The sequence below is a fragment of the uncultured Shewanella sp. genome (assembly GCF_947501665.1).
In the GTDB taxonomy this organism is placed as follows: Bacteria; Pseudomonadota; Gammaproteobacteria; order Enterobacterales; family Shewanellaceae; genus Shewanella.
The window spans coordinates 14,781-29,784 of sequence record NZ_CANMWS010000034.1; the positions used below are offsets into that span (position 1 = coordinate 14,781).

Annotated in this window: 10 protein-coding genes; 7 read left to right on the forward strand and 3 right to left on the reverse strand. The window is 40.7% G+C overall.

Features of this window, described 5'->3' with window-relative positions; genetic code table 11:
* Nucleotides 1-547: 547 nt before the first annotated feature.
* On the reverse strand, nt 548-1,096 hold the full coding sequence (locus Q0976_RS20970) for a hypothetical protein (RefSeq protein WP_299496114.1): 549 nt from the start codon (nt 1,094-1,096) through the stop codon (nt 548-550).
* A 159-nt stretch (nt 1,097-1,255) separates the two neighbouring features.
* Nucleotides 1,256-2,065: a pyruvate, water dikinase regulatory protein gene (locus tag Q0976_RS20975; protein WP_299496116.1), complete on the reverse strand. Its 810-nt coding sequence runs from the start codon at nt 2,063-2,065 to the stop codon at nt 1,256-1,258.
* Between the two features lie 129 nt (nt 2,066-2,194).
* Here Q0976_RS20975 and ppsA point away from each other — a divergent pair, with 129 nt between their 5' ends.
* Both ppsA and Q0976_RS20985 read left to right on the forward strand, forming a co-directional pair.
* Entirely contained in the window at nt 2,195-4,570 is a 2,376-nt protein-coding gene (gene ppsA / locus Q0976_RS20980; protein ID WP_299496118.1) for a phosphoenolpyruvate synthase, read from the forward strand.
* A 183-nt stretch (nt 4,571-4,753) separates the two neighbouring features.
* The gene (locus tag Q0976_RS20985) at nt 4,754-5,503 is read left to right on the forward strand and encodes a heme-binding protein (protein ID WP_299496120.1); all 750 of its coding nucleotides are present in this window, start codon (nt 4,754-4,756) and stop codon (nt 5,501-5,503) included.
* Nucleotides 5,504-5,525: 22 nt separating this feature from the next.
* On the opposite strand, the gene Q0976_RS20990 is transcribed toward Q0976_RS20985, so the two are convergent.
* Entirely contained in the window at nt 5,526-7,238 is a 1,713-nt protein-coding gene (locus Q0976_RS20990; protein ID WP_299496122.1) for a thiamine pyrophosphate-requiring protein, read from the reverse strand.
* Between the two features lie 281 nt (nt 7,239-7,519).
* Between Q0976_RS20990 and Q0976_RS20995 the strand changes: the two genes are divergently transcribed.
* The 5 genes from Q0976_RS20995 (at nt 7,520) to Q0976_RS21015 (ending at nt 14,983) form a co-directional block, all read left to right on the forward strand.
* A complete protein-coding gene (locus Q0976_RS20995; protein ID WP_299496124.1) occupies nt 7,520-10,576 on the forward strand; it encodes an FAD-binding and (Fe-S)-binding domain-containing protein in 3,057 nt (1,018 codons plus the stop codon).
* Between the two features lie 8 nt (nt 10,577-10,584).
* Nucleotides 10,585-11,046: a DUF1285 domain-containing protein gene (locus Q0976_RS21000; RefSeq protein WP_299496127.1), complete on the forward strand. Its 462-nt coding sequence runs from the start codon at nt 10,585-10,587 to the stop codon at nt 11,044-11,046.
* 451 nt (nt 11,047-11,497) lie between these two features.
* Nucleotides 11,498-11,911, forward strand: coding sequence for a MarR family transcriptional regulator (locus tag Q0976_RS21005; RefSeq protein WP_299496129.1), 414 nt, complete (start codon nt 11,498-11,500; stop codon nt 11,909-11,911).
* Between the two features lie 364 nt (nt 11,912-12,275).
* Nucleotides 12,276-12,740, forward strand: coding sequence for a (2Fe-2S)-binding protein (locus Q0976_RS21010; RefSeq protein ID WP_299496131.1), 465 nt, complete (start codon nt 12,276-12,278; stop codon nt 12,738-12,740).
* Entirely contained in the window at nt 12,737-14,983 is a 2,247-nt protein-coding gene (locus tag Q0976_RS21015) for a molybdopterin cofactor-binding domain-containing protein (protein WP_299496133.1), read from the forward strand. Before Q0976_RS21010 ends, Q0976_RS21015 begins: the two co-directional genes overlap by 4 nt.
* The last annotated feature ends 21 nt before the right edge of the window (nt 14,984-15,004 follow it).

A 15,004-nucleotide genomic window follows, 5' to 3' on the forward strand; every position in this document is an offset into this window, starting at 1 on the left:
ATTATACCGCGTGTTTAATGGACTTAATCTTAATTGTGTCGATTATACCCAATTGTCGGCCATTTGGCAGTGTCTATTTTTACTCATTTTTATTGTGGGTTGTGTCGGGGCATTTGATTATGCTCTATTAATATTGACGTTATTTTTAGTTTTATTGACTTCAGGAAAACTTGAGATAATACATTATGTTTCAGGTTGACACTTTGTTATCACCTAAAATATCGACTCATGAAGAAACCCACTAGATTTTACAGTTTATGGTTTTGCTCTAAATAGTAATGACTGAAGATTCATATGCGTTATTCAATTATGACCGAGATAAAGATATTTTCATTGAGGCGAGAGAAGGGGGGAGAGCATCACATCAGGTTAGCTATTATAAGCCTCTTTCTTTAAATTGAGGGCTCTCAATAAAGAATAAAGCATGTTGAGTGGATCCTACTGACGGAGTTTGTAACAACACAGTATAAATGATGCTTTATTTAAAGTGGTTACAAATGGCTGTAGAAATGCTCATCAAACCTCTACAGCCTTATCATGCTAGCGTTTATTTTGCTTGCCTGCCAAATAAGTCAACGGTAATGCTTTGCCAACTTTGGCATTCACTGGTATCTAGTTGTTCAAAGGGGTTACCATCCTCATCGAGTATAGGTTGATAGGCCTCTTTATCGTTATTATCTAATGGATAAGTTATTTTGATTCCAGTGATTTTGTCTGGATCAAAAGAGTTGGTTTTAAGAAGCTCGAATGTGCAGTTACCATCCGCTTTAGCTAAACGATTTAAGGTTTCAACAGCTTGCTCACATTCTTCAATAGTGGAGAAAGGATCATGAAGTAAAGTATGAAGTGACTCTTTTACTTGAACGATGTCAGTGTTGAAAAACCAGTCGTTAAACCTATCACTGATATATTCAATAAACGTTTTTATTTTTTCACAATAGCGACCAAAGGTGTAGTCGTTATGACCTTCAATCAGCATATCTGTGTAGTCGTTATAACCTGTATGCTGGATTTTAAGGATAGTCTCTTCATCAATATTAGGGGTACAAGACTGATTTAAAAAGTTAGTGTGAGTATCGAGTGTAATTCCGGACATAATAACCATTAATAAAAGTTAATTTTACTGCGTATTGTTATCTTTATGCCTTAAATGTGGCTATCAAAAAAAATGTTTTCCTATAAGATAAATAAAAATTTACATAGGAGTAAAAAGCCTGCTTTAATATTTTTTGTTGGCAGGCTATTGGTGAATGTTTTAAAACATATGCCGCTTAAGTCCGGTTACCTCTAAAATTTTAGTGGCAATTTCTTCCACTGAATGATTAGTGGTATCAACAAAGGGAATGCGCTCTTTACGATACATCATTTCTACTTCTTTGACTTCCATTCGGCATTGCCTGAGTGATGAGTAACGGCTATCTCTCATACGGCTTTGGCGAATTTCATGGAGTCTGTCAGGGTTTATGGTTAAACCAAAGAGTTTTTCTTTATTTCGTTTTAAGGCGGCATGCAGTTTTAAATTATCCATATCGTCTTCGGTAAAAGGGTAATTGGCTGCTTTTATGCCAAATTGCATGGAAAGGTACAGACTTGATGGGGTTTTTCCGCAGCGAGAAACACCAAGAAGAATTAAGTCTGCTTCATCCATGTGTTTCATTGTTTGGCCGTCGTCATTATCCATTGCATAATTTATGGCCTCAATACGGGTCTCATAACTCTCATTGGCTTTACCGTGAGTTCGATGAAGGGCGGGGACAGCGCACATGCCTAATTGTTGCTCTAATGGTGCAACAAATGTGTTTAAAAAATCATAATCCAGTCCTTCACTGCTGTAAATGATGTCTCTAATTTCGGGTTTTACGATGGAATGGAACACAATGGGTCGTTCACCTGTTGTAATAAAACAATCATTAATTTGCTGCTTGACTTCAGTTGCTTTTTTTTCTGTTCCAACAAAAGGAATAGTAAGTGCATCAAACTCAACTGGAAATTGAGATAATACTGCGTGCCCGAAGACCTCTGCAGTGATGGCTGTCCCGTCTGAAATGTAGAATACTTTTCTCAATTTGTTGGCCTCATGTAGTAATAAAATTACAAATAAAATTATAGATTTACGCTGCTTGCTGTGGAGTGTAAAATGCTCCAGCCCTTATGTGAAGGGGCCACACTGAAATAAACTTGCGGAGAAAGAACTGTGCAGCAATACGTACTCTGGTATCAAGAATTAGGTATGGGTGATGTCAACAAGGTTGGCGGTAAAAACGCGTCACTAGGTGAAATGATTAGTAACTTAGCAAACGCTGGCGTTCAAGTTCCAGGCGGTTTTGCTACGACTTCCTTTGCGTTTAATGAATTTCTCGAGCAAAGCGGACTCAACCAGAAAATTTATGATGTACTAGAAACACTTGATGTAGATGATGTGAGTGCACTCGCTACAGCTGGTGCACAGATCAGACAATGGATCATCGATACGCCGTTTCATGCTGCATTTGAAGAGGTGGTTCATGAGTCTTATGATACATTGTCAGCAGAAACGAGCGAAGCGTCTTTTGCGGTACGCTCTTCTGCAACAGCGGAAGATATGCCTGATGCATCTTTTGCTGGCCAACAAGAAACATTTTTAAATGTGAAAGGCTATGAGTCTGTACTGATTGCCATTAAACATGTTTTTGCATCATTGTTTAACGATCGCGCCATTTCATACCGAGTTCACCAAGGTTATGATCATAAGGGTGTTGCTTTGTCTGCTGGTATTCAGCGCATGGTACGCTCCGATAAAGCCTCATCGGGTGTGATGTTTACTATGGACACTGAATCTGGAAATGATGATGTAGTCTTTATTACATCATCTTTTGGCTTAGGTGAAATGGTGGTTCAAGGTGCGGTTAACCCTGATGAGTTTTATGTGCATAAGCCGAGCTTAACAGCAGGCCACCAATCTGTTGTACGTCGCAATATTGGTAGTAAACTCATTCAAATGGTTTACGCCGACTCAGTTGAGCATGGCAAACAAGTCAAAATTGAAGATGTTGATGCGCAGGTTCGTCGGGAATTTTCAATTAACGATAATGAAGTGATGGAGTTGGCAAAACAAGCCATGATCATCGAAAAGCATTATGGCCGCGCCATGGATATTGAGTGGGCAAAAGACGGCAATGATGGCAAACTTTATATCGTGCAGGCGCGTCCTGAAACCGTCCGCTCTCGTGAAGATGTTCAGCTTATTGAGCGTTATCATCTAAAGAGTAAAGGTGAGGTGTTATCTGAAGGTCGTGCGATTGGCCATAAAATTGGTAGTGGAGTAGCGAAAGTACTTGCATCTATTGATGATATGGATCAAATACAGCCAGGTGATGTTCTTGTTACCGATATGACGGATCCCGATTGGGAGCCGATTATGAAGCGAGCAAGTGCGATTGTGACTAACCGTGGTGGGCGAACGTGTCATGCGGCGATTATTGCTCGTGAGTTAGGTGTGCCGGCGGTCGTGGGCTGTGGTGATGTGACTGAGCAAATCAAAAATGGTCAGGCTGTCACTGTTTCTTGCTCTGAAGGGGATACTGGCTTTATTTATGAGGGTATCCAAGAGTTCGATGTGGTTTCATCTCGTGTCGATGCGATGCCCGATTTACCGATGAAAATCATGATGAATGTGGGGAATCCTGATAGAGCATTTGATTTTGCTCGTTTGCCTAATGAAGGTGTGGGGTTAGCTCGCCTTGAGTTTATCATTAATCGCATGATTGGTATCCACCCTAAAGCATTACTTGAGTTTAATCAGCAAGATGCTGAACTCCAAGCTGAAATTCATGAAATGATAGCGGGTTATTCATCACCAGTTGAGTTTTATGTTGCTCGTCTTGTTGAAGGGATTGCAACGATTGCTTCTGCTTTTCATCCCAAAAAAGTCATCGTACGTATGTCTGACTTTAAGTCTAACGAATACGCTAATCTTGTGGGTGGCGATCGTTATGAGCCTGAAGAAGAGAATCCAATGCTGGGCTTTCGTGGGGCGAGCCGGTATATTTCTGAGTCGTTCCGTGATTGTTTTGCACTTGAATGTGAAGCGATTAAACGTGTGCGTAATGAAATGGGCTTAACGAATGTGGAGATTATGATCCCCTTCGTGCGCACGGTTGATGAAGCTGCGCAGGTTATTGAATTACTTAAAGAGCAAGGCTTAGAACGTGGTAAAGACGGTCTGCGTGTTATCATGATGTGTGAGCTTCCTTCAAATGCACTACTTGCTGAGCAATTCCTAGAGCATTTCGATGGTTTCTCTATTGGCTCTAATGATTTGACTCAGTTAACGTTAGGTCTCGATAGAGACTCAGGTATTATTAGTCATTTATTTGATGAGCGAAATGATGCCGTTAAAGCCCTTTTATCGTTGGCGATAAAAGCGGCTAAAGCAAAAGGGGCCTATGTAGGTATTTGTGGTCAAGGTCCATCGGATCATGCTGATTTTGCTGCTTGGTTGGTGGAGCAAGGTATTGATACGGTATCACTTAACCCTGACACTGTTATTGATACTTGGCTTTACTTAGGTAAGGAACACGCAACAGGATAAGCGAGATATTTCGCTTTATACTGGATTAACCCTTTAGATAAAAAGCCGCAATATGCGGCTTTTTTGTTTTATAAAGTGGTGTTATTGGCTTTTTATGAGCAGTGGTATTAAATGGATAGATATCCATTTATCGTCTAACGTTGAAGTATCTTCAGGTTCTGTTTATTCATAGGTCGGTTGCGTATGAAGCGTGTATCACGTGATAGTACAGCTTTACATTATGTGTTTTTGGGGCAATTTTCATTCACTTTTTTTACTATCTTTTGCTACCGACGAGCTTGGTTGCTTTTTATTCTATTATTTTGTGTGGTTATTCAGCCTCAAGCGGTGAGTGAAGTGAACAGTAATATCGCATTAGAAGAACATATTCCCTTGGAAATGATAACTGCGACAGCAAATGATGATGTTAAGGTCGGTGAAGAGCATTTACCTCAGGCAATCGTTGAGGCGCCAGATGTAGCTAAGTTGATTGTGACTTTACCACTTGATAAAGCCAGCATGATGTTAGACAAAGCCTTAAGTATTGCTAAAGCAGAAAGTATGTTACCGATGACCGTGGTTATTTTAGATGCTGGTGGTCATATAGTGGCATTAAAACGGCAGGATGGGGCAGGAATATTTCGAGTGGAATTGGCTAATGCCAAAGCTTATGGCGCATTAGGCATGGGGGTGTCGACAGGCATAATGGGTGAGCGTTTGCAAAATAGACCTGTTTTTGCTGGGGCTTTGACCGGGATTTCTGACGGTCAATGGGTTGGCGTGCCTGGTGGAGTGCTCATTCGTAATGATAAAGCCCAAGTGATTGGTTCGGTTGGTATTAGCGGTGATACATCAGAGAAAGATGAATATGTTGCAATTAATGCGATAAAGGCTGCTGGGTATTATCCTGAGCCGCTGGAAGCTAATGAAAATTGGAGGGGAACGCATTTATAATGCTTGAATAAAAGTAAAGGCATTATTCACTTTTGCTGGTTATGACATTGAGCAAAACTTGCTTGTTTTCTTGTTCCATGATGGAGAACGCGCGTTTTAACGCTGCTGGTAGTGCGCTGGGATCTTCAACTTTCTCACCAAATCCGCCAGCTGCTTGGCATATTTGCTCATAAGCCGGAGTGGGAGAAAGCTCACATAAAGGGATATTATTGTGGCTATCGGCGATATCCCTGTCGGAAAACGTTCGACTGGCCATGCGGGTTCTATCCCAAGCAGCATTGTTTAGCACAATAAAGAGGACCGGTAAGTTGTGCATAACAGACATATGGTGTGTCGCAACGGGTACGCCAAAAGTATAGGTACCATCACCTATGATGCAGATCACTCGTCTATCAGGTTTGGCCAGTTTAGCCCCTAATGCAGCGCCTAGAGACCAGCCTAGTCCTCCAGAACTGGCATGATTGAAATAAGTGCCTGCTTGAGTAAAACAGGTTTGGGTACGATCAAGAATAAATTCAGTGATCACAATGTCGGAAGGTCGCAGCTCTTGGGATAGACAATGGGCGACCCAAGTGGGGTTAATGGGAATAAGATCTTTACTGTGGTCAATGTTATCAGCTTTTAATTTTTGGTTTGATTGCATTATTTCATGGTATTGCTCCAATCGTACTTGAATATCTTGTGAGATAGAGCAATCTGCTAATAGCACGGTGAGTATATGACTGGGATCGCCTATTAAGCTAATGTCGTTTGGAAAGCTGCGATAAGGATATTGGCTGTATAAGGGATCATCGGCCAGTGAGATAACAGTGCTATTTGTGGAAAGCGTCTGGATATTGGGGAGCCAAGGCACTGGTGTCTCAATAAGAAGAATAACATCGGCTTTATCAAGGTAGGAGGTGACGTCAAAGCCTAAATGTAACGGATGATTTTGAGGAAAATTCATGTAACTGGGGTTAGATTCTATGACGCCAATAGACAGTGTCTCAGCAAAGTTAACCAATGCACTCACTGCTGAGGCTTTTTTACCTAACATGCTCACAATAATGATGGGGTTTTTAGCTTTTGTTAGTAATTCAACGGCCTGGTTCATTGAAGACACATCAGGCATACCAGAAGTGATGGGGGTTAATTGAGGGTGCTTATAGACTTGCTTGTTACTCCAAGCTGCGCCACTTTGCTCCACAGGCAAAGTCAGGTAAATAGGACCTTGCGGGGGACTTTGGCTTATTGCAAGTCCTCTATCGATAATGCTTTCAAGCTGTTCAGGTGTTTTGAGTTCATAGTCCCATTTTACAAATTCTCGAAACATCGCACCTTGATCAAAAGATTCTTGTCCCCAATGTACAATATGTGAACGTGAGCTTTTTTGCCCTTTTTCTGTGACGGCTGTACGGCCAGCGATAACATAAAGAGGCACATTGGCTCTGGCAGCATTAATGACCCCCATGACACCGAGTGCTCCCCCAACGATGGTATGTAGCATAATGCAGGGAGTTTTTTCAGATACCATGGCGTAACCATGTGCCATTGCGACGCCGGGGATCTCATGTACCGCAGTGATGGCTTTTGGGTAGGTTATCTTTTTGTTTGCGTATGCTTCTATAATGGGTGGGAAATCGGTCCCACTTCCCGTAGCAAAAAAAACCTCAACACCTCGAAGCGCAAGCAGCTCTAACATTGCTTCACCGACTCGGGTGGCGTTTAATGATATTTGCTCTCGATGGTTTTTCATAGTGCGCTAATCATAAAAGTGAATGTTATTGAGTGTAGTTTATTTGAACTCGTCATGACTCAATGAGATCAATCTGTTTAATTGTTTTCATAGTGGAGAAAAGGGGATGAAAAAATAGCGAATAATAAACAGATAATTGCAAATGACTCGGCAATAGAAGAGTATGTTTTGAATCAGTTATTCAGTTTTTACCATGCTATTTATTCAGTGTGCTTCTCGCTATTCTAGTGAGCTTGAGTATAATAGATTTTATAATATTCATTATCTCGATAGAGCTTTTCATGTTACCTAAGTTATCGCACAAACAAACACTTGAACCCGTCTATTTGTCTTTTATTGAGGCGCTAAATCGAAGTGAATTTGCAGGAGATGTTGATACGCGTTATAGCGCGCGTATGGTTCAAGCAACCGATAACTCAGTGTATCAATTTCTGCCCCAAGCGGTGATATATCCAAAGACACAACAAGATGTACAAACGGCATTGAATTTAGCATCTCAGCCGTTGTTCACTGAGATAGTATTCAGTGCGAGAGGGGGAGGGACGGGGACAAATGGTCAGTCATTGACACATGGCATTATTCTTGATTTATCTCGTTATATGAATCGAATATTAGAGATCAATGTTGAAGAAGGGTGGGCGAGAGTTGAAGCTGGGGTGGTTAAAGATGCGCTAAATGATGCGTTACGCCCTCATGGCTTTTTCTTTAGTCCTGACTTATCGACATCTAATCGCGCTACAGTGGGAGGGATGATTAATACCGATGCCTCAGGAGCGGGGTCATTGGTGTATGGAAAAACCTCTGATCATGTCCTCGGCCTTAGCAGTGTGTTAGTGGATGGCAGTATCATGAATTCTCATCCCATTGAAAAAGTGGCGCTGGAGAAGATGAAAGTGATTGATGAGGTGTTGCCTCAGTCTTTAAGTCAGCATATCACCAAAGAAGTGGCTAAGATATGCTTGGACAATCGAGAGAAAATTGAGGATAAATTTCCTAATTTGAATCGGTTTTTAACAGGATATGATTTAAAACATGTGTGGAATGATACGCTCACTCAATGTGATATTTCACGTATATTGACTGGCTCTGAAGGAACGTTAGCTGTCATTACTGAGGCAAAGCTGAATCTTACGCCTTTACCCCAATGCCGAATGATGTTGAATATTAAATATGATTCCTTTGAAGCGGCGTTAAGGCATGCGCCGGATCTTGTAAAAGCTCAGGCTACAGTGGTTGAAACGATCGATTCAAAAGTGTTGAATTTAGCGAAGAAGGATATCATTTGGCATTCTGTTTCTGAACTTATTAAAGCTCTGCCCAATCATGAAATTGAAGGCCTTAATATGGTTGAATTTGCGGGTGATGAGAAGGATGTTAAGCAAAAGCTTGCTGCGCTTGAGCATATGTTAACCGAGCAGCTTGAGCAGAATAAGGCAGGCTTATTGGGTTATCAAGTGGTGTCTGATAGAAACAGTATTAATACGATTTACGCGATGCGAAAAAAAGCCGTTGGCTTGCTCGGGGCAACGAAAGGAAGAAGAAAGCCTTTGGCTTTCGCTGAAGATACTGCAGTGCCTCCTGAAAAATTAGCTGATTTCATTATGGAATTTAGAGCGCTGCTTGATGGGCATCAATTACAATATGGTATGTTTGGTCACGTTGACGCAGGTGTTTTGCACGTGAGGCCTGCGTTGGATATGTGTGATGTGGAAGATGAAAAATTGCTGAAAGTGATTTCAGATGAAGTGGCCAGTTTAACGCTCAAGTACGGCGGTTTAATGTGGGGGGAGCATGGTAAAGGGGTGAGGGGGGAATATGCTCCAGCCGTGTTTGGTGAGCATTTATATGGATTATTGGGGGAAATAAAACATTTATTTGATCCTTGTAATAAGTTAAATCCAGGTAAATTGGTGACACCAAAAAGTAAGCAGCCCCTGTATTATCAAGTTGAGAGCCCCAAGAGAGGACATTTTGATCGCCAAATACCTGTTACGGTGAGGGATGCTTTTCCCGATGTGATGAATTGTAATGGTAATGGACTATGTTTTAATTACAGTAGTTTATCTCCTATGTGTCCTTCCTTTAAGGTGACAGGGGATAGAATTCACTCGCCAAAAGGGCGAGCTGGGTTGATGCGAGAATGGCTACGTTTATTAGAGTCTGAAGGTATTGATGTCAATGCATTAGCGCTGGCGAAGCCCAGTAACATTGTAATGCGAGTTAAAAATACGTTCATGAATAAAGAATATGATTATTCTCACGAGGTGATGGAATCATTGCAAGGGTGTTTAGCTTGTAAATCTTGTTCGAGCCAATGTCCTGTTAAAGTGGATGTGCCTAAATTTCGCTCACAATTTTTCAATATTTATTATCAGCGTTATTTGCGGCCTACGAAAGATCATCTTGTGGGGGGGATTGAAGCATCTTTGCCGATTATGGCTCAAATGCCAAAAGTAGTGAATGCGATATCGCAGAATCCATTCAGTCGTTGGCTAATAGAAAAAACAATAGGTTATGTTGATTCTCCAGCCTTATCTGTGCCGACTCTTAAACAAAGGTTAGCGGGTCATAGCAGTCGAGGCTATGATCTTGCTGCATTGCAGGAAATTGCTGAACTTGAACGAGATCAGTATGTATTGGTGGTTCAAGATCCTTTTAATAGTTTTTATGAAGCCAGTACTGTGCATCGCTTTATACAGTTAATAGAAGCGTTAGGCCTAAAGCCTGTTTTACTGCCTTTTAAACCCAATGGTAAACCTGAGCATATTAAAGGGTTTTTAGCACAATTTGCGCGTACTGCAAAAGACGCTGCTGACTTTTTCAATCAAGTTTTTTCTTTGGGTATGCCGATGGTGGGGCTGGATCCGGCGTTAGTGTTGTGTTATCGAGATGAGTATAAAGAAGCATTAGGGGATAAAAGGGGAGATTTTTCCGTATTATTAGCTAATGAATGGTTAATGACTCAGTTAGATAAACCTATTTCCAGTATTCGACATCATGATGAAGTGGATAAGGCATTTACTTTATTTAGTCATTGTACTGAATCGACCGCAATGCCAAATGCAGGTAAAGAATGGCAACGTATTTTTGCATATTTTGGGGCTCAATTGACGCTTGCCAATGTTGGGTGTTGTGGTATGGCAGGCACTTATGGTCATGAGGCTGGCAATCAAGTGCGTTCTCGTCAATTATTTGATTTATCATGGCAACAAAAATTAGATGGCATTCCGCAACCTCAGGTTCTTGTGTCAGGCTATTCTTGTCGAAGTCAGGTTAAACGTTTTAGTGGTTTTAAACCGGCACATCCTGTTGAAGCTTTATTACAATTACTTTCATAGGGGGGAATATGAGTCAAACTGCTCAACAAGCGCTTAATTCATTGACTAAACAAGCGGCATTATGCACTGATGAGGCGTTATTTCATATTGATGAAAAAGGGGAGTGGTTTTATTTAAAGAGTGCCTTACCGCAAAAGTTTAGTCGATTATTTTCAACTATTTTATACTGTATCGATAATGAACACTTCTTGATCACACCAGTAGAAAAATTAAAAGTATCAGTGGTTAAGGCTCCATTATGTATTGTTGATTATGCGTATCACTTTGATTATGGCCAAGGTGAAAAAAGAACAGATCTTGAACAAAATAATGCGTTTACGGTGAGAACAAGTTTAGATACTGATTATGATGTTCAGGCATTATCACATTTCATTTGTGGTGTGGACGGCATTACGGTTGGGCTGGACAGGGGCTTAATTGCGGCATTGAATAGAGCCTGTTATTACCGTTTTATTAATGAGTTTATATAAGACTATCTTGTTATATCCCCGTGATACTTGAAGATGCATGTTTTCAGAGCCTGTAAAAGGTCCTAATTCAAGGCGTATTATTGCGAAATGCCTATTGCCTTTTTAAGGTGATGCAACTTCGATGTAGGTGCTTTTACAGACTCCCAAAGGGCTGGTTTAAAAGCCTTTTATACAGCGTTACTGAACATCAGCTTAGAATGACTAAGCTCGATGTTCAGCTGACCATCAAGGATGATGGAAATGTCATTTATGCAGGAGCTATTAATGACCTTGTCTAAAAGACTTTTAATTCCAGCTGAACCCTGTATCTTCAAGTATCACGGGTGTAGATAAAGCACTTAAAAAGGATGTGAACATACTGTTCTATTTTTAGCCAATTAAAGTCTAGAATCTTTTGCCTGATATGGGTTATATTTAATACATGTATTGGCTTACATAGAGGAGTTACTGAGTGGATCGCAATCAAAGCTTAGGCTATTTAGTTGCTCACTTGAATGTTGAGCTACAAAATGCATTAGATCAAAGGCTAAAACGTTATCAATTGGATATTAAACTTTGGCCTGTCCTTTTTTCTTTATGGGAAGAAGAAGGAGTGTCTCAAACGGTGTTATCTAAACGGTGTGATGTTGCGCATTATACGATGACAAGGCTGTTAGATCAGTTACAAGCACAAGGGTTAATCATTCGTCACCAAGAAGCTGATAATCGTCGTACTTTTCAAATTTATCTTACCGACATTGCAAAAGCACTTGAACATGATCTCATTAGGGAGGCTGAGCGGGTTAATGAGCACTTTTTAAGTGAATTAGCGGGAGAAGAACAAGAGATATTAGTGTCGCTTTTAAATAAAATTAATCGATTTTGATTGGAGCATGGATAGAATAAGGAAATGAATACTGTTGAACCAAATGGTGATAACTCATCTTCAGTTAATGCTGTTTTTAATACTGTTAGTTTAACGCATGAATATAGAGCATGAAAACCACTTAATTATGATTTTATTCTGGGCAAATTATATTTAATTGTTTTACCTCAGGCTTATTTCATATGGTGGTAATAGGACAGTAGTTATAGATAGTGTTCTTCTCTTCTTTTCTCGTTTTTTCATAAAGTATACTGTTAATTTTCCATTATTGAACTCTACAATATTGCGCCATTTTTATATTATTTGATAAAACTAAGAAAGTTTTACCAATCTTAATACAGCGATAGGCTGAACAGGGAGTTTTATGTCAAAAACAACACAAGAAGTCACGATAAATGAGCGTTCTTTTACCCTTGATGCAGATCCTAATATGCCCGTATTGTGGGCGTTAAGAGATATATTAGGCTTAACGGGGACGAAATTTGGTTGTGGGGTGGGATTATGTGGTGCTTGTACTGTACACCTAGAAGGTAAGCCTATTCGTTCATGTTTAACGAGTTTAAAGCAAGTTCAAGGCAAAGCAATTACGACTATTGAAGGGCTCAATAACCCTCAATTACTGGCTAAATGGGCTGAATATAATGTGCCGCAATGTGGTTATTGTCAATCGGGACAATTAATGTCAGCGGCAGCTTTGTTGACTCAATATACACATCCGACGTCGAGTCAAATTGATGATGCCATGTCTGGGAATATTTGTCGTTGTGGTACTTATACACGTATTAAAGCGGCTATTACCAATTATAGTGATAAGGGAACACTCAAATGATTAATTTCACGGCAGTTGAAAACATCAGTCGTCGAGATGTGTTAAAAATGTTTGGCGCGGTGGGGGGAGGGCTAGTTTTAGGTACAAGTGGGGTGAGTTGGAGTCCTATGTTAATGGCGCAAGAAAAAGAAAGTGTTTTAAATCTTTTTGTGGCTGTAGGGACGGATAATAAAGTGTATTTGACATGCCATCGTTCTGAAATGGGACAAGGCATTCGAACGGGGTTGACTCAAGTGCTAGCGGATGAGTTGGATGCTAATTGGGAGCATGTTGTTGTCGTACAAGCACCCGCTGATAAGCGATTAGGCAGTCAAAATACCGATGGAAGTCGCAGTATTCGTAAGCACTATAAAACCATTAGACAAATGGGGGCAATGGCGCGAACTTTGCTAGAGCAAGCTGCTGCGCAGTTATGGGGGGTCCCCATTACGGATGTTTATGCAAAAGGGCATCAAGTGCATCATAGCAATAGTGACAAGCGAGTGAGTTATGGGGAATTAGCGGTTTCAGCTTCTCAACTCCCCCAGCCAAAACCTGATTCAGTGGTATTGAAATCCCGTCAAGATTTTAAATTGATTGGTCAATCTAAACCAATTGTTGATATGCAAGCAATGCTTACGGGAGGAGCGCAATACGGTTATGACATTCAATTAGAAGGTATGTTGTATGCCAGTATTCTGCGACCTCCTGTGTTAGGAAGCGAAATTAATTCACTCAAGGAGGAGAAAGCGAAACAGGTTGCGGGGGTCATTGATATCATTCGTTTACCTGTTTTAAAAGGCGCTCCTAAATTTCAACCTTTAGGGGGGGTGGCAGTGGTAGCTACGAATTTATGGAGTGCAATGCAAGGTCGACAGGCATTGGAAGTGAGTTGGACTCAAGTTGATAACAGTAACTATGATTCAAGCAATGATACGCAAGAATTGATAAATAAAGTACAAGGTCCAGGGAAAGTTGTTCGTGAAATAGGTAAGAATGATATTTTGTGGGATACAGTGAAGAAATTGAGCGCTACCTATACGGTTCCATATTTATCGCAGGCACCAATGGAGCCACCTGTGGCAACGGCTCAGGTAACTGAAGCAGGTTGTGAAATATGGGCATCGACTCAAACGCCACAAAGTACTCAAAAGAATGTGGCAATGGCGATAGGACTTAAAGAAAGCCAAGTTAAAGTGAATGTGACTTTACTCGGTGGGGGTTTTGGGCGTAAATCTAAACCTGATTTTAGTGTTGAAGCGGCTATTTTATCTAAAGCGGTGAAACGGCCGGTGAAAGTCTGTTGGAGCCGAGAAGATGACGTACAACATGGATATTACCATGCAATCAGTGCACAATTTTATCAAGCGCAACTTGATGAAGCCAAAAAGCCTTTGGCTTTACTTGCAAGAACAGGGTTTCCCTCTATTAGTTCAACTTTTGCTGAAGGCATTGAGTATCCCTCTGCTGGAGAATTGGATTTAGGTTTTGTTGATGTTCCTTTTGTTTTAAAAAATATGCGTTACGAAGCGGTTAAATCCACTGCGCATACGCGAATTGGATGGATGCGTTCAGTTTGTAATATTCAACATGGATTTGGTGTAGGTAGCTTTGTTGATGAATTGGCTCAGAATGCTGGCATGACTTGCTTTGATATGTGGCGTCAGTTATTGGGGCCAGAGAGGAAAGAAACATTCGCTGATCAAAATTTTGAATATAGCAATTATGGTGCAACTTTATCAGCTTACCCTGTGGATATTAGCCGTTATTTATCTGTAATGGATGCTATTGAAAATGCTGTAAAAAATAGCCCGAAACTGACAGGTAATCAAGCATGGGGATTCGCTGTTCATCGCAGTTTTGTGAGTTATGTGGCCGTGGCAACTTTAGTTGAAATGCCCTCTTCAAGTAAAGTTAAAGTAGTAAAAACCTTCATTGCTGCTGATGTTGGCACTGCTGTGAATCCCGATAGAGTGATATCTCAAATGGAAGGAGCGGTGATATATGGATTAAGTCTTGCCTTGACTGGGGAGATCAGCTTTAAAAATGGGCAAGTACAAGAGTCTAATTTTCATGATTATCCTGTACTTAGAATGATGCAGTGTCCTGATATAGAGGTTATTTTACTTCCTTCAGATGATGAACCTGCGGGTGTGGGTGAACCTGGCGTACCCCCGGTTGCTCCGAGTGTTACGAATGCGATATTTGCATTATCCGGTAAACGAATTAGAGATTTACCAATCAGCCAGCACTTACAAGTATAATGAAATGGGAGAAGCATAAAG